This window comes from Rhodococcus erythropolis R138, assembly GCF_000696675.2.
In the GTDB taxonomy this organism is placed as follows: Bacteria; Actinomycetota; Actinomycetes; order Mycobacteriales; family Mycobacteriaceae; genus Rhodococcus_F; species Rhodococcus_F erythropolis.
This window is the reverse complement of record NZ_CP007257.1, coordinates 436494-457404: the sequence shown is the minus strand read 5'-3', so window position 1 is coordinate 457404 and position 20911 is coordinate 436494. Positions and strand designations below refer to the sequence as shown.

23 protein-coding genes and 3 pseudogenes are annotated in these 20911 nt (G+C 60.6%); 12 read left to right on the top strand and 14 right to left on the bottom strand.

Annotation, left to right across the window (positions count from 1 at the left end):
* The 6 genes from H351_RS31180 to H351_RS31155 form a co-directional block, all read right to left on the bottom strand.
* On the bottom strand, positions 1-522 hold the full coding sequence (locus tag H351_RS31180; RefSeq protein ID WP_003943511.1) for a 3-hydroxyanthranilate 3,4-dioxygenase: 522 nt from the start codon (positions 520-522) through the stop codon (positions 1-3).
* Positions 519-971: a RidA family protein gene (locus H351_RS31175; protein WP_029254330.1), complete on the bottom strand. Its 453-nt coding sequence runs from the start codon at positions 969-971 to the stop codon at positions 519-521. The genes H351_RS31180 and H351_RS31175 overlap by 4 nt, the downstream gene beginning before the upstream one ends.
* The gene (locus H351_RS31170) at positions 968-1741 is read right to left on the bottom strand and encodes a 2-keto-4-pentenoate hydratase (RefSeq protein WP_029254329.1); all 774 of its coding nucleotides are present in this window, start codon (positions 1739-1741) and stop codon (positions 968-970) included. The genes H351_RS31175 and H351_RS31170 overlap by 4 nt, the downstream gene beginning before the upstream one ends.
* 42 nt (positions 1742-1783) lie before the next feature.
* Positions 1784-3259 (bottom strand): 2-hydroxymuconic semialdehyde dehydrogenase, encoded by a 1476-nt coding sequence (locus H351_RS31165; RefSeq protein WP_059016423.1) that lies wholly within the window; start codon positions 3257-3259, stop codon positions 1784-1786.
* Positions 3260-3380: 121 nt separating this feature from the next.
* Positions 3381-3587, bottom strand: coding sequence for a hypothetical protein (locus tag H351_RS31160; RefSeq protein ID WP_030002975.1), 207 nt, complete (start codon positions 3585-3587; stop codon positions 3381-3383).
* A gap of 104 nt (positions 3588-3691) precedes the next feature.
* Positions 3692-4108, bottom strand: a complete 417-nt coding sequence (locus H351_RS31155; protein WP_030002976.1) for a pyridoxamine 5'-phosphate oxidase family protein — start codon at positions 4106-4108, stop codon at positions 3692-3694.
* 153 nt (positions 4109-4261) lie between these two features.
* Between H351_RS31155 and H351_RS32430 the strand changes: the two are divergent.
* Positions 4262-4468, top strand: a pseudogene (locus tag H351_RS32430) (transposase); the annotation flags it as partial.
* A 117-nt stretch (positions 4469-4585) separates the two neighbouring features.
* On the opposite strand, the pseudogene H351_RS31820 reads toward H351_RS32430, so the two are convergent.
* Positions 4586-4729 (bottom strand): annotated as a pseudogene (locus H351_RS31820) (DUF1272 domain-containing protein); the annotation flags it as partial.
* 199 nt (positions 4730-4928) lie between these two features.
* Here H351_RS31820 and H351_RS31145 point away from each other — a divergent pair.
* Positions 4929-5216 carry a hypothetical protein gene (locus H351_RS31145; protein ID WP_030002978.1) on the top strand — a complete coding sequence of 96 codons (288 nt, stop codon included), beginning with the start codon at positions 4929-4931 and terminating at the stop codon, positions 5214-5216.
* A gap of 29 nt (positions 5217-5245) precedes the next feature.
* On the opposite strand, the gene H351_RS31140 is transcribed toward H351_RS31145, so the two are convergent.
* Positions 5246-5962 carry an SOS response-associated peptidase gene (locus H351_RS31140; protein WP_030002979.1) on the bottom strand — a complete coding sequence of 239 codons (717 nt, stop codon included), beginning with the start codon at positions 5960-5962 and terminating at the stop codon, positions 5246-5248.
* Between the two features lie 100 nt (positions 5963-6062).
* Here H351_RS31140 and H351_RS31135 point away from each other — a divergent pair, with 100 nt between their 5' ends.
* Positions 6063-6254, top strand: a complete 192-nt coding sequence (locus H351_RS31135; protein ID WP_030002980.1) for a hypothetical protein — start codon at positions 6063-6065, stop codon at positions 6252-6254.
* Between the two features lie 204 nt (positions 6255-6458).
* Here the strand turns inward: H351_RS31135 and ligD are convergent, their stop codons facing one another.
* Entirely contained in the window at positions 6459-7433 is a 975-nt protein-coding gene (gene ligD, locus H351_RS31130) for a non-homologous end-joining DNA ligase (RefSeq protein ID WP_030002981.1), read from the bottom strand.
* 65 nt (positions 7434-7498) lie between these two features.
* Between ligD and H351_RS31125 the strand changes: the two genes are divergently transcribed.
* The 4 genes from H351_RS31125 (at position 7499) to H351_RS31110 (ending at position 11068) form a co-directional block, all read left to right on the top strand.
* Positions 7499-7693, top strand: coding sequence for a hypothetical protein (locus H351_RS31125; RefSeq protein ID WP_037121556.1), 195 nt, complete (start codon positions 7499-7501; stop codon positions 7691-7693).
* Between the two features lie 231 nt (positions 7694-7924).
* Positions 7925-9169, top strand: coding sequence for a lipase family protein (locus H351_RS31120; protein ID WP_030002982.1), 1245 nt, complete (start codon positions 7925-7927; stop codon positions 9167-9169).
* 39 nt (positions 9170-9208) lie between these two features.
* On the top strand, positions 9209-9595 hold the full coding sequence (locus H351_RS31115) for a hypothetical protein (protein ID WP_030002983.1): 387 nt from the start codon (positions 9209-9211) through the stop codon (positions 9593-9595).
* 882 nt (positions 9596-10477) lie between these two features.
* The gene (locus H351_RS31110; protein ID WP_030002984.1) at positions 10478-11068 is read left to right on the top strand and encodes a hypothetical protein; all 591 of its coding nucleotides are present in this window, start codon (positions 10478-10480) and stop codon (positions 11066-11068) included.
* 54 nt (positions 11069-11122) lie between these two features.
* On the opposite strand, the gene H351_RS31105 is transcribed toward H351_RS31110, so the two are convergent.
* From H351_RS31105 to H351_RS32745, 3 genes and pseudogenes are all read right to left on the bottom strand, one after another.
* A complete protein-coding gene (locus H351_RS31105) occupies positions 11123-11455 on the bottom strand; it encodes a hypothetical protein (RefSeq protein WP_030002985.1) in 333 nt (110 codons plus the stop codon).
* Positions 11452-12240: a hypothetical protein gene (locus H351_RS31100; protein ID WP_037121560.1), complete on the bottom strand. Its 789-nt coding sequence runs from the start codon at positions 12238-12240 to the stop codon at positions 11452-11454. Before H351_RS31100 ends, H351_RS31105 begins: the two co-directional genes overlap by 4 nt.
* 310 nt (positions 12241-12550) lie before the next feature.
* A pseudogene (locus tag H351_RS32745) lies at positions 12551-13245 on the bottom strand (helix-turn-helix domain-containing protein); the annotation flags it as partial.
* A 286-nt stretch (positions 13246-13531) separates the two neighbouring features.
* Here H351_RS32745 and H351_RS31090 point away from each other — a divergent pair.
* Complete coding sequence (locus H351_RS31090) at positions 13532-14752, top strand: pentapeptide repeat-containing protein (protein WP_030002987.1); 1221 nt, start codon at positions 13532-13534, stop codon at positions 14750-14752.
* On the top strand, positions 14653-15159 hold the full coding sequence (locus H351_RS33090) for a transposase family protein (protein WP_478013423.1): 507 nt from the start codon (positions 14653-14655) through the stop codon (positions 15157-15159). Before H351_RS31090 ends, H351_RS33090 begins: the two co-directional genes overlap by 100 nt.
* A gap of 330 nt (positions 15160-15489) precedes the next feature.
* Here H351_RS33090 and H351_RS31085 read toward each other — a convergent pair whose 3' ends face one another.
* Complete coding sequence (locus tag H351_RS31085; protein WP_030002988.1) at positions 15490-16098, bottom strand: 3'-5' exonuclease family protein; 609 nt, start codon at positions 16096-16098, stop codon at positions 15490-15492.
* 557 nt (positions 16099-16655) lie between these two features.
* On the opposite strand from H351_RS31085, the gene H351_RS31080 reads away from it, so the two are divergent.
* Both H351_RS31080 and H351_RS31075 read left to right on the top strand, forming a co-directional pair.
* Entirely contained in the window at positions 16656-17495 is an 840-nt protein-coding gene (locus tag H351_RS31080; RefSeq protein WP_158510672.1) for a nucleotidyltransferase domain-containing protein, read from the top strand.
* The gene (locus H351_RS31075; RefSeq protein ID WP_051636640.1) at positions 17492-18115 is read left to right on the top strand and encodes a metallophosphoesterase; all 624 of its coding nucleotides are present in this window, start codon (positions 17492-17494) and stop codon (positions 18113-18115) included. The genes H351_RS31080 and H351_RS31075 overlap by 4 nt, the downstream gene beginning before the upstream one ends.
* A 13-nt stretch (positions 18116-18128) precedes the next feature.
* Here H351_RS31075 and H351_RS31070 read toward each other — a convergent pair whose 3' ends face one another.
* Positions 18129-19760: a DUF4062 domain-containing protein gene (locus H351_RS31070; RefSeq protein ID WP_030002991.1), complete on the bottom strand. Its 1632-nt coding sequence runs from the start codon at positions 19758-19760 to the stop codon at positions 18129-18131.
* A gap of 165 nt (positions 19761-19925) precedes the next feature.
* Between H351_RS31070 and H351_RS31065 the strand changes: the two genes are divergently transcribed.
* Positions 19926-20759 (top strand): hypothetical protein, encoded by an 834-nt coding sequence (locus H351_RS31065; RefSeq protein ID WP_030002992.1) that lies wholly within the window; start codon positions 19926-19928, stop codon positions 20757-20759.
* The last annotated feature ends 152 nt before the right edge of the window (positions 20760-20911 follow it).

Here is a 20911-nt window from a genome sequence, read left to right as displayed (position 1 = left end):
TCAGCCCTTGCCGGGATGGAGCGTGCCGCACTTGTCACACGTGCGGGCTTCTTCGCTCTCGTAGAACTTGACGAACACCGGCGGAAGGTCGGCCACGATGTCGCGCACCTGAAGTTCGACCTCGTGAATCTTGTGGTCGCATTCGAGGCAGTACCACTGGAACTTCTCGAGCGTGCCTTCCTTGCGGACGCGTTCGATGACCAGGCCGATCGAGCCCGCGGTGGGACGCTGGGGCGAATGCGGAATGTCTCCTGGCAGCAACCAGGTTTCGCCCTCACGAATGTCGACACGCTGAGGACCGTCTTCGGTCATGACGTTGACGTGGATGTCGCCTTCGAGCTGGTAGAACCACTCCTCGTACGGATCGAGGTGGTAGTCGGTCCGCTGGTTCGGTCCGCCGACGACCTGCACGATGAAGTCGTCTCCGAGCGCCATCGTCTGATTGTTGACAGGCGGCTGCAGCAGGTGGCGGTTGTCGTCGATCCACTTCTTGAAGTCGATGACGGGAGGAATCGTGGTCATGATGCATTCTCCGTATCTTCGGACGCTGAGCGCTTGGAGGCGGGCACGTACGCCACGCCGGAAATTTCGATGAGCAGGTGCGGGTGGGGCAGTTGGTGAACAGCCACAGTCGTTCTCGTCGGACCGTTTTCGTCGAACAGTTCGGCGTACACCTCGTTGTATCCACCGAAGTCGTTCATGGACACCAGGTAGGAGGTGACCTGAACCAGATCACTGAGTTCTCCGCCCACTTCGGCGAGGATTGCCGCGATGTTTTCGATGACGGCACGCGTCTGCGCCCGAATGTCGAGCGCCGTCGTCCCCATCTCGTCGACCTCGACGCCGACAAACGTGTTGTCGGGTCGACGCGAACTGGTCCCGGAGACATAGACGAAATCGCCGACCACCTTGACGTGGGGGAACTTTCCGCGCGGGTTCGCCAGCTTCTCGATGACCTGCGCCCCACTCATCGCTTCACACCTTTCACCGTGACGGTTCCGAGTCCGTCGATCGTGCACTGTGCGACGCCCTCGTCGAGTCGCACAGCTGCTGTGGCGGCACCGGCCAGAATTACCTGACCGGCGCGCAACGGAATTCGGCGTCGGCGGGCGATGTCGAGCAGGGCATGCAAAGCGCGCGCCGGATCGCCGAGAATGGCCGACGTGGAACCGACTACCGTCTCGCCGCCGACCTCCATACGTACGGAACGGTCTTCGACGTTCTGTAGCGGCAGCCACCGCCCGATCACATACCCGGCAGCGCTGGTGTTGTCAGCGACGACGTCGGTGTAGGTGAAGCGGAAGTCGCGGTAGCGCGAGTCGATGATCTCCATTGCGGGAGCCAGCGCGTCGACGCAGGTTTCGATGTCGACGTTCGGATCGTCGAGATCGACGTCCTTCGACAGGCGGTATGCCACTTCGGGTTCGATCTTGGGATGAATGAACGTCCTCAGGTCGACTTCGCCGCCGTTGCTCACGCACATCGTGTCGGTCAGCTGACCGACGATCACTTCGGACACTCCCATCTGCGCCATCTTCGCTTGGCTTGTGAAGCCGAGCTTGATACCCACAATCGATTCGCCACGGCTGGTTCGTCGTTCGAGGAGTTCGTTCTGGATCCGGTAGGCCTCGTCGATGTCGATGGTGTGTTCGTCGGCGAGGCTCGGGGTGTCGGTGCGAGTCTGCGCAGCGTCGTCGAGGCGACGTGCGAGTGCGGATACGGTGTCTTCGGGGGCTGTCATCACGCCTCGCTCATTTCTGGAAAACTTTTGCGGTTTCGATGTTCACAGTTGCACACATACGTTCGTCGGTTCGGTGTAGAAGTGCAGCGAGGACTCGCCACCCTCACGTCCGATGCCGGACAGGCCCATACCGCCGAAGGGAGATCGCAGTTCGCGGGTGAACCACGTGTTGACCCAGGAGATTCCGACGTTCATCTTCTGCGCGACGCGGTGTCCGCGGCGCAGGTCGTTGGTCCACACGGAGGCAGCGAGGCCGTACTCGGTGTCGTTTGCGAGGGCGATCGCTTCGGCTTCGGTCTCGAACGGAATGAGTGCTGCGACGGGTCCGAAGATCTCCTCGCGCACGACGCGATCCTTGTTGGTCAAGCCAGTCCACAGGGTGGGTTCGATCCACGATCCGCCCGACAGTTCCTGTCCGAGGTCCGGAATACCGCCGCCGGTCAGCACTTTCGCGCCTTCCTGCTCGGCGATCTCGAAGTAGTCGAGTACCTTCTTCCGGTGTGCCTGCGAGATGAGCGGTCCGGTCGTCGTTGCATCGAGCGTCGGGTCGCCCAGACGCAGTCCTGCTGCCCGCTCGACGAGTCCACCGGCGATGTCGTCGAAAATGCTGCGGTGCACGTACACCCGCTCGGTGCACAGGCAGACCTGGCCGGTGTTGGTGAACACCGACTTGGTCAGACCCGTCAACGCTTCGTCGATGTCGACGTCGTCGAAGACGATCGCGGCGTTCTTGCCTCCCAGTTCGAACGAGACCGGACGGACTCGCGGCGCAACGGTTTTCATGACATGCGAACCCGTTGCCGAAGATCCGGTGAAGGTGACGCCGTCGATGCCGGGGTGCGTGGTGAGGAACTCGCCGGCGGAGTTCGCACCGAACCCGTGGACGACGTTGTAGACGCCGGCAGGCAGGCCGACTTCTTCGAGTACCTCGGCAAGCAACGACGCCGTCGCTGGGGTTTCCTCGGAGGGCTTGACCACCACGGAGTTTCCACACGCGAGCGCGGGCGCGACCTTCCAGGTCAGGAGAAGCAGCGGCAGGTTCCACGGAACGATCACGGCGACGACGCCGAGCGGCTTGCGGATCGCGTAGTTCAGCGCCTGCTTGCCACCCGCGAGATCCGTGACAAACGATTCCTGTCCGGCCGCGGCGACGATGTCGGCGAAGGTGCGGAAGTTCGTCAGGGCGCGCGCGACGTCGAGTTCGCGTGCCTGTGTGATCGGCTTGCCGGTGTCCGCCATTTCTGCGGCGACGAACTCTTCGAATCGCTCCTCGATCCGGTCGGCGGCGCGTCGCAGCAGAGCCGTCCGCTCTCGAACCGGTGTATCGGCCCAACCGTTGCCCAGAGCGCGTCTGGCAGAGGTCACGGCCCGATCGACCAGGGCCTTGTCGGCCTCGTGGACCCGGGCGAGAACACGGCCCGTTGCTGGGTCGACCTGATCGAAGCTCGACGACTCGTCGGGTTCGACATAGGAGCCGTCCACGTAATTGCGGATCCATCCGTCGCATTGTGAGGTCATGGACTAACTATTGGCCCGTGACCCATATCAAACAAATGCAAAAACTGCGCTCTCGTATGCACCAACGACATAGCTTGTGTAAGAAACCAAGTAGTCGCCAAACACCGCAGACATCGAAGCCCTACAGCGTCGGGAAGTCGACACCGTTGACAGCGAACACTGCCGCAATGTCTGTACTGTCGAGCAGCGCCATCCCGACATCACAGATCCGCGACATCAGCGACGGACCCACTGGCACCGCACGAACATGATCTCGTTGACGGCGGCCCTTCGTGATCCGATCACGCAGCTGATACCGGGCAGCGTCGAACTGACTCGTGATCGGCACTAGGTCACAGATATCAAGGCTCGAGGCCGAGCGCGGCGACCATCACCAGCCCGAACACAAGGCATTTTCGCTGACCCCGAGCCTCGGCGCTCAGTCCATACCCGTCAGTACTGAAGGGGTTGACCTCCGGACCAACCAAACCATCGATCGATCTCTACGTGGACCGTCACAAGCGGGCTCTCTCTGGCGGGATAATCCGTGCCGAGAAAGTGCCGTGCGAGCCGATCGATGTCGGCAAGTCCCACATCGGGTTTGATCGAGACGACATGCCCTTGGATCGATATATGTGTACCGAAATCGTCCGCCCCGAGCACGGTCAGCGATACATGACCGTTGCTCTGAAGGTGTTTGAGGCGCGCCCGGTCAGCGTTCATGCAGAGCATGAGAAGTCCGTCATCCTCGATGAGGTACCAGGTTGCTACCGATACCGGGCGGCCCTTCGAGGTAACCGTGGCCATGACGGCCGGGTTCGGCTTGCGGAGAAAGGCTAGAGCGGTTTCCGGCAGCGGGATATCAGACATGACTCGATTGTTGCAGATATCTGCCCCACCATAACTTCGGCACCGACGACAACTCCCTACGATATCGGCACGAGCTGCCCACGAAGGTCATGGGACTGCATCCGGTTTAGTTGACATCTGACCTGTGAAGATCACTTTCTTCACGGTGAAAGGATGTACGTCATGCCGAAGCCGTTCCCCGAAGAATTCCGTCGCGATGTGGTCGCGGTCGCCCGTAAGCGCGAAGCCCCACTGACCCAGATCGCGAAAGACTTTGGGATCTCCGAGCCGACCCTGCACAACTGGCTCAAAAAGGCCGACATCGAAGACGGCAACCGGCCTGGAATGACCAAGGACGAATCCGCAGAGCTGCGCGAAGCGAAGAAACGGATCCGACTGCTCGAGGACGCCGGAGGGCTTACGCCACGCGAGGTAGCGACCGATTCGACCTGCCCATCCCCGACGAATCGCCGGTGCTTGCGCGACGCGAGCAGGACGGGCGGTCAACTCGCCGCCACAGTTCGGACACTCGTTGTCCATCGCCGCCGAACAGTCGACACAGAAGGTGCATTCGTAGCTGCATATTGTTGCGGCGGCGGCGTTGTCGAGGGAGGTGCGGCACCTCTCGCAGATTGTCTTCATCGCCAACATCGCCGCTCCTGGAGTCGTCTCGCCTTCCGGCACAGTGCATCTGTCAGCGTCAGAGAACCACACCTGCCCGGATTCGACCTACGCCGGTCACACACCCATCTCCCGGCCACTTCACACGTCCGTGAGGCCCGTCCAGCGCGGTGTTACGGCACGATGATGTGCACAGTCGATCGGTGATTCGGAGGAAGAAATGAACAAGGATTTTTACACTGCGTCAGAGCTAGCGGATCTGGGCTATGTGTCCGAGCGTCTGACGTCGCTGTTCGGTGAACCCGATTCCGTCGACGGGGAGCTGCGTTGGGATGCCGACACCGTTGTTGCCGTCGAGCGCGATGTACTCGCTCCTGCTGCTCGGATCATGTTCGATGCCTTCGCTCCGGAGTGGAACACACGGGTCCAGGTGTCCGGATCGAACCTCGCTCTCGGATGGCCGCAGATGGAGCAGATGCTCGCCCGCGTGACGCTGCGGGAATCTTGACATCTCGTTGAGCTCGGAGGCCCACGAGGTCAGTGCCCGACTGGTTCGAGCAAGCTCGGATCGTTGTTCCTGGGAGAGTTCACAGCGGTCGAGACTTCGTACGGTTCGAGATGCGGCTCCGGAACGGAATTGATCATGGCCTGGACCTCGCCTTTGTCGGTGAGGTTCGGATCAAGCCAGTGTTCCCAGAACGATTCGGGCAGGATCAGCGGTGATCTGTCGTGTATGTGTCCCGTGGAATCCGTAGCTGGCCGAGTCAAGACAGTACAGGTCCATACCCACTTGTTCGGATCATCCTCTGGCAGTTCAGGATCGGGCCACAACTCGTAAAGTCCAGCCATCGAGATCACGTCGCCGTCCCCGTGAAGAAAGTACGGAATCTTCTTTCCCTCTTCGCTTTTCATCCATTCGTAGTAGCCGTTCGCTGGAATGATGGCCCGCCGTTTGGAAGCACTACTTCTGAATGAGGGCTTGTCCGTGACGGTTTCGCTGCGGGCGTTGATCAGCTTGGACGCCATCTTCCGGTCTTTTGCCCAGGCAGGGAGCAAACCCCAGCGGACGGTCCGGAGCTGGCGCTCGGGCTCGGAGCCGGGTTCCTCGCGTGGGGTTCGTTCGAGGATCACCCGGACGGGTTGTGTAGGAGCGACGTTGTAGGACGGTGGAAGTTCATCGCCGACGGTCTGCATCGTGTCGAAAAACGCCTGCAATTCCTTGCTCGAGCTTTTGCTGGCGTAGCGCCCACACATGGCCTGACCTCCTCGTAACCGGTTCCCGTCCCATTGAACAGCGTGGGTCCGACTTCCGCTTCAAACAGCGTGTGATGATCTCGATGACCACGTCGGCAGCATGGAGAGGGGTTCTGCGATCAACGGTCCTCGGCCGGCATCTGCTGATGTTGCCTTGGCGATCGCAGCTGCCACGGTTCTCGGTGCCACCGTCGGGGTTCTCCTCGCTGACGTGATGGCCGGTGTCGCGGTCGGAGCCGGTACCGCGGTGGTCTTCCGCTTCGTTCTGCGCTCGATCATCACTAGAAAATAAGCTAGTGCGCTGGTCAGCGGCGTGGAATAACTCTCCGAGTGTGGTCGTTGTAGAGGCTGTCGGTGTTCGGTTCTTTGCCCCGGGTACCACCCCAGAAATGCCGCTTCGAGCGGCCACTTGCCGAGAGGCGCAAGACGGGCACCGACCCTGTGAAGCCGCTGGACACCCTTTTCGGTGCCGGCGGCTTCGGCATATCCAGGGTGGTCAGTGACGGCCGGGAAGGTCGACTTCATCGGCGAGCTTGTCGTTGCGCAGTCCTCGAAAGGATGGGTGCCGCAAGCTACCGCCGGTGAACTCCCGGTACTCCACGTCGCACACAAGAATCGGCCTTGACCAGGAGGCATTGCGGGTCACAGCTCTCGGCGGCTCGATGGTGAACGGGCTGATGGGCTGTTCGAGTTCGACGAGCTTGTCTCGCAGTTCGCGGCGCTGGCGGTCGGTCAGGCCCGTGCCAACGTTTCCGATATGGATGAGCGATCCGGAGTCGTCGTGGGCGCCGAGGATCAACGACCCGACTCCGCCTGCTGCGCCACCCGCTCCAGGGAGGAATCCGCAGAGTACGGCCTCACAATTAGCTCTCAAAGGGGTCTTCAGCCAGTCCCGAGATCGCTTGCCGGGCTGGTAGATCGAGGAAATATTTTTGGCGACTATACCTTCCAGATGGTGCTTCTTCGCGACTTCCAACATGGTCGGTCCGTCGACGTTGAGCCAGTGTGGTGGGACTTTGATGCGCGGATGTTCGAGGCTGAGGTTGGCGAGCGCTTCGCGGCGTTCGAGGTAAGGCAGCTCGGTCGTCGATGTGCCGTCGACGTTGAGGATGTCGAACACATAGTACGAGGTCAGAGCCTCGTTGCGGAGCTGAGCGGTGGGCCGCAGGACGTGCATCCGGCGCTGCAAAAGGGAGAAGGACGGCACACCGTCGGGTCCGAGTGCGACGATTTCGCCGTCAAGGACGGTTCCGCGGTGATCGAGCACCGCGCTGAGTGCGTCGAGGATCTCGGGGAACGAGGCGCTGATGTCGTTTCCGTTTCGCGACCACAGCGTCGGATCCTCGGAACCTGTTGTGGCTATGGCTCTTTGGCCATCCCATTTCGACTCGAATGCCCAGCGCTCCCCTGTGGGTGGATTGCCGAGTGTGGCGAGCATCGGCGGCACTGGCTTTCCCGTGGCGGGACTCATCTGTCCACTGTGCGCGGGTTTGTCCTGGTTCGCGGCTGTTTTCCGGAGGTTGAGACACTGTCGATATGACTCGAACCCCTGCCCCGGACGAGGGCTGGACTCCACCGCCTGACGAGGGTCAGGCTGGAATGGTTCTTCTGCCGAATGGTTGGTGGGGATTTCGGTACAAGGCTGGGGTGAGGCCACTCATCGTGGAGAAACCGGAAGAACGCGACGCACCGCCGGACACGTCCGCCGGGTTCGATCATCCGGATCACTGATCCTATAGGTCTAGAAATAGCGTTTGAACTGGGAAGACGACACGTCCCCCTCGCTCCTCGAAGGGTCGGCCGGGCGGGCGCCTGCTCGCCCTCCGGATCAGGGGACACCCCGTTGAGTTCAACACCCGATTTCGGACACGATGCGCAGGTCATCGAGCCGCTCGATGACTCACCCGGCCAGTCGCGCTCGTGAGCGATGCACTGCGCTTGGACTTCGACGAAAGCTGAGGAATGCGCCCCATCGCCCCGCGATCACACGTCCGAACTATCGCTGCTCTTCTGGCCGCTTGTGCGGCCGGCACCGCTGCGGTCGTTGCCGTCGCCCCGGCAGCGAGTGCGTCGCCGATCATCTACCCGGCCGCGTTGACCGACACCTTCTACGCCTCACCCGCCGATCTGGCAGATCACCGACCTGGTGACGTGCTCGCTGCGCGGCCTGTGTCGGCGCCGGCAGGCTTTCTCAACACCGATGCGGTGCAGCTGAAGTTCCGGTCGACGAATTCCGAGGGGCACCCGATTGCGGCAGTGACCACGGTTCTTTCACCTCGCGGCGCCGCGCCGGGTCGGCCGTTGTTGTCGTATCAGCACATCATCAACGCTCTGGGGCTCGGCTGTGCGCCGTCGACCGCGATGTACACCGACGATCCGAAGCTGGCGATCCGTGAAGCCCCTGGCCTCAACGTCGCCATCGCGAAGGGATGGTCGGTGGCCATCCCCGACCATCTCGGCCCGTCCAGTGCCTACGGGGCCGCCAAGCTCGGCGGACAGATCACCCTCGACGGCATCCGCGCCGCGCAACGATTCGACGCGCTCGGCCTCGGCGCGAGCCCCGTCGGGATGGCCGGCTACTCCGGCGGCGGAATGGCGACGGCGATGGCCGCGGCGATCGCCCCGACCTACGCTCCGGAACTCGACCTCGCGGGCAGCGCCTACGGCGGCGCTCCCATGAACATCGACAAAATGGCCAAGGCCCTGGGCCAGCAAAAACACCCGGCATTCGGGCTGGCTATGGCCGCCGCACTCGGCCTCGAACGAGAATATCCGGACCGTATGCCGATCACGAGTCAGCTCAATAGCGCCGGACAGCAGCTGCGTGATCAGATCGCCAATGCCTGCACCAACGAGATCATGTTGTACGGCGCCGGCCGATCCCTTGCCGATGTCGCGGATCCTGATGTCGGCATGGCGCTACTCGACAGCACGAGCATTCAGGCCGTGTTCGCCGACAACAGCGTCGAAGACGTTCCTTCGGTACCCAATGCCCCTGTGTACGAGTGGCATTCCGGAACCGACGTACTGATCCCGGTCGAGGCGATCGACTCGACAATGGCGCGGTACTGCGAAGCCGGGGTGCCGGTCACCTCCGATGTCGTCTCCGCACCCGACCATCTCTCGGCAGCGGTAATCGGACTACCCGGCGCACTCAAGTTCCTCGACGACCGCTTCGCCGGCATCGCTCCGACCACGAGCTGCTGACACATCTCCGATCCCCCACCACAGAGAGCAGAGCACATCATGAGCATCGCAACACGATCCTCACCCTCGACGTTCACGGCATGTGCCCTCACTGCCGGGCACCGCGTGCAGTTCGTTCAACCGGCAGACCTGTGGTGGACCGTCCGTGCGGTATCCGAGGACCACCAATTCGTCGTCCTCACCAGGCCGAATCCCGAAGGCGAGGGCGTCATCTACACGATCATCGACAACAACCGCGGTGTTCGAGGACCGGCCAACATCTGGAGGAACGGTTACGAAACCGACGATCAGATAGCCCGATCGCTCAGCGACCTCGTCGATGGAAGATCGGAAGTCAGCCGCCTGCCATCGCGATGGGAACAGACGCGCATCGCCGCGGTACTGCTGCCCGTGAGTCCGCCTTGCGCCGATGTCGAGCAGCGATGACGATGACGTCGCCATATCTGACCTGCAACGGGTGTGGAATCACCACCGAGGAGAACGAAAACGGTTGCGCTGACATCGAATCCAGCCTGGAACGAGGGTGGACGCATGCCAGGGACGAAAGCTACTGCCCTATCTGCGCTGATGTTCGGTCACAGACCTGGCCGGGCACCGAGGCAACGGATGGAAAGGCCGACCCATGATTCCGAGAGAAACCCCCGAGTGGGCGAAGCAACGATCAGGGCAGCAGCGGCCGGCATCGCGGGCGGGTTCGCACTCGCGACCATCTTTCTCGCATTCACCCCTTACCTTGCTGGTGTTGCCTGCGGCGTGTGACTAGCCGTGGTGTCCGCCGTCGCGTTGGCCATCCTCTGCGCACCCGAGATCCGGCGCGAGGCGATTCAAGTGGCTGGATGCGGGGACACCCATTGCAGTGGAGTGTCGGCGCCCGATCTGGGCCGTGATCCCGTGCGACCTCGGCGGACACTGCCCCTGATTGGAGGTGAGTCAAATGGGAGCAACGGCTTGGGCTTTTTGGGGACCGTACGCGCCGCTCGTCTACATTCTTTCGTTACTCGGCGTGCCGGTCGACTGACTCCAGAGCGACAGCGCCAAGACCAGGCGCATGGCGCGATTGACCGATTCTTCAGACGCTAACTTGCTGACAGGTCGGCAGCCCCAACACCTCCCGATGCCCCGGCGACGTCGTCGGGGCATCGCCGTATCCGAACTCTCGCGTCTTTGTGCAAAACCGGAACACGTGCAGGTCAGCGGACCGCACACCACCGCACGCACGCCTCAGACTCGCGCGCGTCGCTCCCGCGGCCTGACCGAGAGTTCGTGGCACAGTGGCATCGACGGCCATTTCACAAGGGGGAGCACTACATGTCAGATGTCTACTACAACAAGGTGATGCACCCGCTGGTCAGCGGCTACTTCGAGACGCTGACGGAAGTTCGCGAGGTACTCGAAGAAAACGGGCGCGAACTGAAGGATTTCTCACCGGAGCACAAGGATTGGCGGCTGGTCGAAGAGGCCAAACGCTACCTCGATGCCGGCGACCTCGCCGACAGGTTCCACAGGCTCCGTTACCTCGACGAGGACGAAGACGGTCCGGCCGAGCGCTGGGCCTTCAGTTACTCCACGCCCAACGACGTGCTCTTCAATGGTGTTCTCATCCGAGACCTGGAAACCGGTGAATGGGACGAGAATTCGCCGATAGTGATGACTAACCGGCTTCACCCCGAGTATTGGACAAGCCCGGAACTCATCGAACTCGCCGAGCAGGTCGTGGAAAACACGCGTGGCAGTGTCAACGATCAGTCCGAGATGACGAAACAAGACCGCGCCAGGGTACGTGCAGAGGTCGCAGCCAAAGAGGCCGCGGAACAAGCCGAGGCGGACGCCATCGCTCGCGCGAATGCACCGCGCAGCCTGTGGCAGCGCCTGACCGCACCGCTGTTCGGGAACCGCTGACCCTCTGATCGACAGCACACATATCTGCCCGCACGGTGCGCCGTGCGGGCAGTCCTATTGCGTGGCACTTACCGCATCGGCCGTAACCCATAGCCACAGGTCCAAGCCTGTTTTACCGTCGCCTGTCGTGGCGTGGATCTTCACACAACAGAGCCACTGTCCGTCACTGAGGCGTGCCCACGCGTAGAGATCACCGGGCATGGTTCCCTCCAACCGGAGTCCGCCCGCGAGCACTCGCAGTGGCAGCCGGTCGGGCCGTTGGGCGTTCTTGGCCAGCGGCAGGGCACGGTTCATCTCCACCACGACTGACTTGGGCTCGGGGAGCTGGTGCAGCGTCGGGGTCAGCGGCCAGGGTTCGCGCCAGCCGGTGAAGTCGGGGGCGGTCATAGTGCGTGTGGAAGAGATAGTGGTGCGGATTGTTCGGGCGTGTGGGGGTTCCATCCCACGACGCCATCTGTGGCGCTCAGATCCAATCTGGCGGACCGTGGGCGTACTCCTTTGCCACTTACTTCGACATCGACGGAAATGCCTGTGATGCGCCCGCAGCCCTGCCCGATCCCCGTATAGCCGGCCACATGGGAGTCGATGCGGATGTCTGCTCCATCCCACCGCCCTTCGGTGACCACCAGGCAAGCGCCCTTGCTGCGCGCACGGGCCACCACAGCGCGTGCTCGGGTCGGCGGAACGGCCGCGCCGGTAAGGCCGAGGACAACGAGATCCATCCCGTCCAGCAAAATCGCTGCCACGTCGATCGCGGCTGAACCCGGGGAGGGAATCAAGGCACATCGGGCCAGGTCCGCCCCCATTTCCGTCGCAGCAAGCAAACCCAGTTTCGGTAGGCCGATGATCGCAGCATGCTTGCCGCTGCCGGTCACCGAGGCGAGCAGACTCAGCAGGACCGATGACGCTCCGTCAACGGCCACGACCGACCCGCGTGCAAGTCCACGCCTGGGGAGAAGTGTGGCGATCGCCGACGGGACTTCGAGGACACTGGTCGCCGATTTGGTGATCGTTTCTGGGCGCGTCTCGAATCGCGCTTCGGCCCGCTCACTGGGTACGGCTGGCGCGGCGGAGCCGTCGGTGCGTGCGGGAATCGAGGCCATGCGTCGACGTAACGCCTCGATGCGGCCAGTGGGAGACAGTTCCGCAAGCGTGTCCGGGTCGGCGGTCACAGGTGCTGACCTCCTCCCTCATCCCCTTACCGTCAACACTCTAGTCGAACATATATTCGAAATCGAGCGATGGGGATGTCAACTCCCACCTGCCGAGGTGGGGCGATCGAATGTTTAGTCCTGCGCATCCAAGGAAGACATTCGAGGCGGGAAGCGGAAACGTATTGAAGGGGCATCTGCTCCCGTAGCGCGCACAAGGGCCACTAACCGGCTGTGCACTCGCCGGGAAGTGGGCCCTTTGCAAATCGGTCTAGAAACCGCGTGGTTCCGTCGCGCGTCTCATCGTTTTTCGACAGCCGCGAGGTGGACGGTGAGTAGGTCCGTGTGTGGCGAAGAAGAGTCGGGCGTTGTTCATGAAATCGATGGCCGTTGCGGCGGTTTCGTTGTCTCTAGCTTCGGTGTAAGCCAGACGGGTGTTGCCGTCGATCGCGGAATGCAGGTAGGTGTAACCGATGCGGGCCTGCTTGTTCTTCATTTTCCGGCGTTGGGATCGTTTGGCCTGGTCGGACCCGCGGCCGTGGGCACGCCACCCGCCGCCGTCCGGGATCTTCCCGACCTTTTTCACATCGACATCGACCGTCTGACCGGGTCGTTTCTTGGGCGATGACCTGTGGTCTTCGGTTGGTTTCGCCGTTCGGGTCGATGAACCGGCGACGATTCAGCCCGAGGTTCCGCAGGATTTTCGTGACCGTCCGGCGAGCAATGGCGATGCCGTCGGTGCGCAGTTCGAACGTGATCCGTGAGGGGAGACCATTTCCGGTTCCGTCGCATCGCTTCGATCTGGGCCACGATCTCCGCTGCTGTGGCGGTCGGTTGGTGGTGCGGTGTGCTGGAGCGGTCCTGTAATCCCAGCTCGCCGAACTGTTTGAAGCGATTGACCCATGTGGAGGCGCATTGGCGGGAGATGCTCATTTCGGCGGCGACGTGGGCGATCGGACGGTCTTGGCAGCGCTCGACGAGACGTCGTCTTCCTTCGACGGTCAGCGGAGCGTTACGGTGTGTCACAGGGCTGGTCTTTTTTGGTCGAGAACGGTTGTGTCGCAACTCCCATTCCTACGCCGAGGACCAGCCCGCCTACTTCAGTCCCGCGTCAGCAACGTCCATACCCACAACACCTAGTCCCGAACGCGCGGCCCACCGCAATACCCGGCGGTCATTCTCACATCGGGTTGCGTAGGAACTCTACGCACCCATTGAAGTGTCTAAGTGGTCAATGTGAGTAGCCGCGGCCTTACCAGCGACAATTCGAGTGACGGAATTCGCTGCCAGCTCCGAATGACATCATTCACGGGTGATCATATTGTTTGCGGGAACCGGCCTCGTGTACGGATTGCTGGCGTCCGGGCTCTTTCTATTGTTCTTGTCTGCGGTCGACTCACCGCACGGCTTCGCAACATTAAGCATCGCCCTCATCATTGTTGCCCTCACCATCGGTTCGGCAATTCTTGGTGCGGTGATCGGAGTGCTCGCCCGACAGCGCGGATGGCTCGGCAAACTCCACAGGCTGCCGGTTGGAATGACAAGCGTCCAGATATTTCGTGGATTCATCGTTGCGGCAGCTCTGTTCCTGATATTTGCAGTCGCAATTGGTGGCAAATACCTCCACTCACATTGGGCAGACTTTCAACAACCGCAAGCACAACCGCAAGCTGTGCTCGGTGCTGGACTCTGCGCTGTGCTTGCTGCAAGCTTGGCCTTCATAGCAGCCGCCGCCAATGCCGTAGAGACAAGTGCGAATCGGGTACAGACCCACTCGCGAGAAGTTGAGCGTGCTCTACACGATCGGTATGTCGAGGCGGCGGCGCAGCTCGGTGATTCGGAAGCCACGTTCGCGAAACGGGTGGGCGGCGCATACGCCCTCGCTGCCGTAGCTGATGACTGGCTTGCCTATGACTCGAACCGAACCTTCGAAGCCGAAGTAGCTGTCGATCTGATGTGTGCGTATCTGCGAGCGAACACCACTGACCGTGACTTCAGAGCCGAAGGCGACGAGCTAGAGCGACGCGGGGAAGAGTCCGTGCGAGCAAGCCTAATCGTGCTCCTCCGAGAACATACCTATCTCGCCGAAATCAGAAAGAAAGAGAAAAAATCCGGCCGACCATGGCCCTCACCGCATGTAAGTTTCAATCTAGACGGCGCCGACCTCACGAGCGTCGAGTGGATGGATCTGAAACTGCACGATATTCAGCTGGTCGATGCCGATCTCACCGACGCAGATCTAAGCCGATCACAGTTGGTAGATGCAGATCTGACCGGTGCCACCCTGATAGATGCCGTATTTGTGGACGTTGACCTGACCCGCAGCGTTTTGACCGGGGCAACTTTGACCAATTGCGATTTAAGGGGCGCGGATCTGTCTGAGGCAATGCTCGAGCCGGGCCGGCTGACCGAGGTCTATTCAGGGCGTTCACCATCTGGCAAGACAACTATCTGGCCCGAAGGGATTGCCGAACCCCCACCGCGGGATCCGTCCGCCGAGGCCATAACGTCAGAGGCGCGACCCCCAAGCTAAACCTGTCAAGCCATAGAACCTCAGTAGTCCCGCGGCAGGCGAATCTGCGAGCATGCGGTGGTCTGTGGCGGAACCGTCGGGAACGACAAGATTTCCGAGGTCGGTCGACAGACACCAAATCTGTCGGGCGAAAGCCGATCCGGCGGACGAACCGAGAATTCGCTACTGGCAGCCAGTGGGGAAGTCGAGTCCGTAGTCGGGCGCCGCCGTTATCGACTACGGCGAGCTGTCCGACGCGGCGTGTTTCGTCGAAGCGAGTGCATAGTTGGTACGAACGGTTGCTCGTCGATACGGCTATAGCTGGCCGATCGAGTTACGTCGTATTGCAGGTGCGTCGATTTCTGTGCTCGAACACCGGCTGCGACCGCCGCACATTTGTCGAGCAGAAACCTTTCAACCGTAGTTAACACGGCAGACCCAATCAGGTACCAGCCCGCTCCGGGTACCTGAACCACCGCTCTCCGCCACCACTCAGCCTTGACACAACACACGACCCAACTCGACGGCAACGAACACCTCTCCCGCACCCACATCATTCAGCAAGTCGCTGCGGTCTCATCTGGACTGGGTCCTCGACAGGCATTTCGCCAGCGGATCCGGTGTATGTCTGCATCAAGAAAATCAGGCAAATCCCCGACGGACGCGGGAGGCGTGCCCTCAGCCTCGGGTCTGAGCAGAGCGTTCGCGGACCAACTCGGAACTCTCAGATGACCGGCCCGCTCGGGACGTTCGACAGGTCACGCGGCGAGGGGAATCGGGGCCCTGTCGTGAAATACGCGCAGCAGGTTCGCGGAGTGGTGCATGTCCTCGACTACGCGGTGAGCGGGTGCACCATATTGGGCGACAAGCTCAAGACGTGATTTCGTTCGTTCGCGGTCGAGGCGCAAGCCGGCTTCGCGGAACGAGGAGGCGTCGATAATCCGGTACGAGAACAATGCGTCCGTTTTCGGCATCCACCGCGCCAGGAACTCGCGGTCCATGCGGTGGGAGCAACCGCATAGTGGAGTCGAGCCGTCGACGCCCCACCGCGCGAGGAGATCGACGATGTCGGATTCGAAGCCGGACAGATCCTGCGGTGCGTTGTCGCCGACTGCTGCGATTTCGCGACCTAGATCGGCGAATAGCCCGTTGTCGGTGTGCATTCGCTTCACGACGTCGAACGCCGGATCGATGTGAAGTCGGTCGATCAGGGCGGATGTGCCGGCGGTGACTGCTAGGGCCTCGAAACGCTCGATCGGCATGAGGTCGACGGAGTACAGCGCGAACCCGATTTCGAGGATCTCGCAGACTTCAGCTTCAGTGCCGGTTGTTTCGAGATCTACGAACACGAATCCGTCGACGCTCATCTGGTGTCTCCATTTCTCATTTGATGGTGCGACTGAGGACGACGCTGGGCCGTTCGCTGCCGCGCCGCCAGTCCATCGCGGCGGTCTGCCGGTGGCGCTATGGGTCATCATCACCTATCGGTCCGACATGTTTCCCTTGTTTCTGCGGCCCACAGCATTCTCTGGGCGTAGGCGTTCTGGTCTGCTTCCGAAGGTTGATATAGCGAGAGAGAATCGGACAAAGTCCGTGCTCGCACCCTGCGGGTTCGTTGCGCGCCGAGAACCGCACTGCCTGCGACTGCGCGGTCGTTGATGGTCGGTGTCGACAGCGTCTGCATATCTCTGCTCAGGTTCTCCACCCGTCCCCGTCGGTACGCCGCATATTGGTACTTCCGCGGGCTCGGGCGAGATTTGGGTGTCGCTTCGAGGAGCCATATATACGGAACGTCGGTGCCTCGCACGAAGTCTGCCGTGCATAATTAAATGGCGATGGAGAGAGCTTCGCTTGGGTGCATACACGGGCAACGTGCACCCAAACGCCGTCGTCCATTGCTGAGCGGTATGGAAGGACGATGCGTGTGACTAATACCAATCCATTCGAATTTGATTCGCAAGAACCTGAATCGCCGGTCGATATTGAGGCCGTCCGCAAAAAACTCGCGGAACTTCTGATCGACGACGTGCTCATTGAGCAGGTATGCACGCGTGTTCGAGGAAACGCGATTGGTGTACTTCTTTATGGCAGTTGGGCGCGCGGCGAGGCATCAGCCACTTCTGACGTAGACCTTCTCGTTGTGTCACAGTTCCGCGCCGACTCCGGCATGGAAGGCAAGTTGAGCCTGAGCGCCTACACCCCCAACCAGTTGGCCGATGCCCGAGCTACCCTCTTCGGGATGCACCTGGCGCGGGACGGGATTGCCTTGCACGACACCGAAGGCAGGATGGCCGAAATCTTGAGCACGTTCACCTTGCCCGACCCACACGAGCTACTCCAACGGATTCGCGAGTTCTCCATTGTTCTCGATCTGCCACGCGAGGAGCAATCTACCTATCTGCCAGGGCTGTGCCAGGTCGCTCGGTACTTACTCCGTACGGCAATCTATGCCCTGGCGCTACGCGATGGTCGTCCGTGCTTCTCAATCGGGGAATTGGCCGTCCGGTTTAATCAGCCAGAGTTGACTATCTTGCTTTCGTCGCAACCAGAGCAGTACCCCGCTCCTAGTCTCGGTGTCCTCGACGATTTGCGTCAACGCCTGACTGAGGTCGTAGGAGCACCCGGCGACAACCCTTTTGGATCTCTGCATGCACTCATCGTTGGCTCATCGACAAGCAACCCTGATCTCGAGAAGTTGGCTACCTTAGTTCTCGGCGTGGACGAATCCCTGCCTTACGCTGAGCTTCCGAAAGTCATTCTGTGAACGAGATTGGGTTCATCGGTGATATTCACGGTTGCGTTGAGGAACTAGACGAACTGGTGACAGCGGCACGCTCTCGTACCTCCCACCTTGTCTTCCTCGGTGATTACGTGAACCGGGGGCCGTACTCTCGTGAGGTAATTGACTTCCTGATCCGACTGCGGCAGACCAAAGGAATTTCTACGTCATTCGTTATGGGGAATCACGATCAGGTCTTCCTCGACGCGCTTGTGGGAGACGGTTTTGACACCTTCCTGCGGATGGGGGGAGCAGCCACGGTTCTGTCCTACGTCGGTGCGCCGCGAGCCGACGTCCTGTCCCAGCTTCGGGAAAGTGTTCCTGCCACCCACATCGGCTTTCTGAAGTCGCTCGCCAATCAGGTTGTGGTTGACGGCGTTGTTGCAACGCATGAACGCCCGGGCCTTGATATCGACACGACAGAGGACACCGAACGATTTCAAATCTATGGTCACTCTCCTCAGCGTCGTCTTCTCCCCAGGATCGAACGCGATCGAGCCTTCATCGACACAGGTTGCGGCACGCTGCCAGACGGCCGACTGACCTGCCTGTTCTGGCCGAGCCTGACCTGGATTCAGTCGAAGCCTTGTAAGCCGATTCGCTGACGAAAGTTGACTATCAGGTCTCCGCTGCGGCGATTTTCGCGGACGTTTGCTCGATGTCCCGATCCAGCAGGAGGCTCTGAGCCTTCCGGGCGTTTACAGTCGCTTCCCTCAGTAATGCCCTTGCGCGTGAAGTCTCTCCTTTCGCGAGTGCCACCTCTGCGAGCAGCCAGGTTGCGGTGCCAAGGCCGGCAGCGTTGTTCGACTTCTCGCTCTTCTCCTGCGATACGAGCGCATGTTTCTCAGCCTTATCCGGTGAGCCTTCATGCAACAGGAGTCGCGCAAACAGTGCATGTGCAATGCTGGCTCCGTCGGAGTTCTGGATTCGTTCATTAATTTCGAGTGCTTGCTCGATGTGGCCCCGTGTGCCGGCGGAGGCCCCTTGCCGCAGCCCCGACTCCGCGAGACCCGACAATCCGTTGGCCATCAGATGATCATCGTGATCATTTTCTAAAAAGTCGATTGCTTCGACGAATCTTGCTTCCGCAGCCGCATAGTCGCCAAGGTTCATTTGGCTCCGACCGAGGTTGATTGCTGACTGCGCTAGTTCTTGCGGTGACCCAAATTCCTGACGCAAAGTGTGTGCTTCTTCGAATGACTGAATGGCTGCATCAGGTTCCGCGATCTTCAACAAGGTCAATCCGTAGTTGTCAAGCGCGTAACACAGTTTCTGATTGATGGGTTCTGCGCTTGTCCGTGCAGTCTCGACGGCCTCGTGCAACAAGTCCCTGGACCGGGTCAACTCGCCACGTTTACGATGAATCACACCCATATTGGCTAAAGAATTTGTTCGATAACCGACCGCTTCGGCGTCGTCTCTCGCCAACAGGGTGGGATCGTCGAGTAGCTGATTGTTAAGCTCCAGAGCCTTTTCGAGCCGACCTGTTCGCCTCATGAACTGGGCGAACTCCGTCAATGCCTCTGGATCCCCGTCCTTTATTGCATGAGAGAAGGCCGCTTCGGCCTGCATCAGGTGTCCAGCCGCCGCGTGCTTCTTGGCAGTCTCAAGCAGTTGCGGTGTTGAGTCCGACAGCTCATGTATCGGTGTTGAAGCCGAGAGCTCAGCTGGAGTCAACTGCGCCGGCAAGGTGATCGTCTGTGGAACGCGAATGCCAAGCGGTTGAACGGCCCATTCAACGAGATTTCGTGTGATGACGCCCGACAGGCTGTCGTCGGAATCGAAAGTATCAAACAACAAGCTCTTCGACTGCTCCAAGCGGTCACGAAAGTCCATCACCTTGCAAAGTTGCGGGCCTGGGTCACGGAGGCGGTCGGCGTCGATCGTCTTGAACAGAACGAGGAGATCGCGCATGCAAGCATCCGATGATTTCAACAGTTCCAGGCAGCGATGGAACTCTTCCTCCGTACCCGACGAGTAGGTCCCGTCGAGCCCTGGAGGAGTGCCCCAGTGATCTCCCAACATCAAGATCATGAAATCGCAATCGTCGATGTACGGGTTAATCTTCGCTTGCGGCCTTCCGACGCCCGCGGGGAACTGTTCCCAACCTCGGACGAGAAAGTGAACCCCAGTTGCGTTGGCTCGGTCCTCATTGAACGCAGAGACGGTCTTTCGACAAATATCCCGTTCGTGTGCGAGGTTCCCTGGCGACGCCAGGAAGATGGGACGACCTGAAAGCTCAATCGGCATAAAGCAACCCTAGCTGTGACACTGTCGCCGGCATGGGGTACTTGCGGTCGTCGACGTATCGAGCACAGGCGCCGTCGAGGCGCCCAGCTTCATTATCTCTTCGTGCTCTGTCGTGCCACTCCATAAGCTGAGCAGATGCAAAAATTTTCGAGACACTTGGGCACTGTGACTGCCCTGGTCATCGCTGGCTTTGTGGGTGGAATATTCGGCGGTATCACCGTTCGAGACGGCTGGAACACGGAGGTATTTGGACCGATCTCCGCATGGGTCGCAGCATCCGCCACCCTCCTCGCTGTGGTGGTTGCCCTCACCTCATCTCGGAAGTCACTCAGGATCGCTCAGCAGTCCGTACTGACTGCTGATAGATCGGTGGAAACCGCGGAGACACGGGCAATCCGCGAACGCGAGTTCAACCATCGCCGAGATAACACGAAGGCCATCGTGGACATGTGGGCGCAGATTGGATCGATCCGACCGGCCCTGGAACGCTCCAGACAAGGAGCGAGACGTGGCGACCAAGCCGAGCTTCGAACCTCAGATTCATTCCTTCGAGACAGGATCGCCGCAGCTTCCGGTGCGGTCTTCTACGCAAAGACCGTAACTTTGGAGGCCGAAGTTCGTTCGGCAATTGAAGATATGTCCAAGCAGTTCGACGACTTCGAAACCTCCTGGAGCGATGGCCCCGGCTGCGGGCCTGACGATACCTACGAACTGACGAAATGGTTCGACGAAGTCATTGCGAAGTACGAGGCGGCGGAGGCGCACCGCCAAGAATCGAGTGACTTACTCCGACTGCGATTGCCGCTGATCGATAGTGCAGAAGCTGAGATCGCGCGCATGTTGCAGCAGCAGTCTCCAGCCACCCAAGCCAGACTAAAAACCCTATTGGAAACGATACTAACGGGACAGGCTGACACTCTGACATCGAAGCAAGGGACTGCTCCCACTGGAACTGAAAACGCCCCGTCGATTCTGGACTACTTTCTCATCCGTCGTTAACAAGCGTCGCCACTTCGGTACGGTCCGCACCCACCTGCCATCCACGCCTCACCGCTACAAACGTCAGGGACTGAGGCGAGATCGTGAGTGGACAGCTCCCATCCTCGCACTGAACTACCAGCAGAAACATAACCATCCACCGACATCGAACA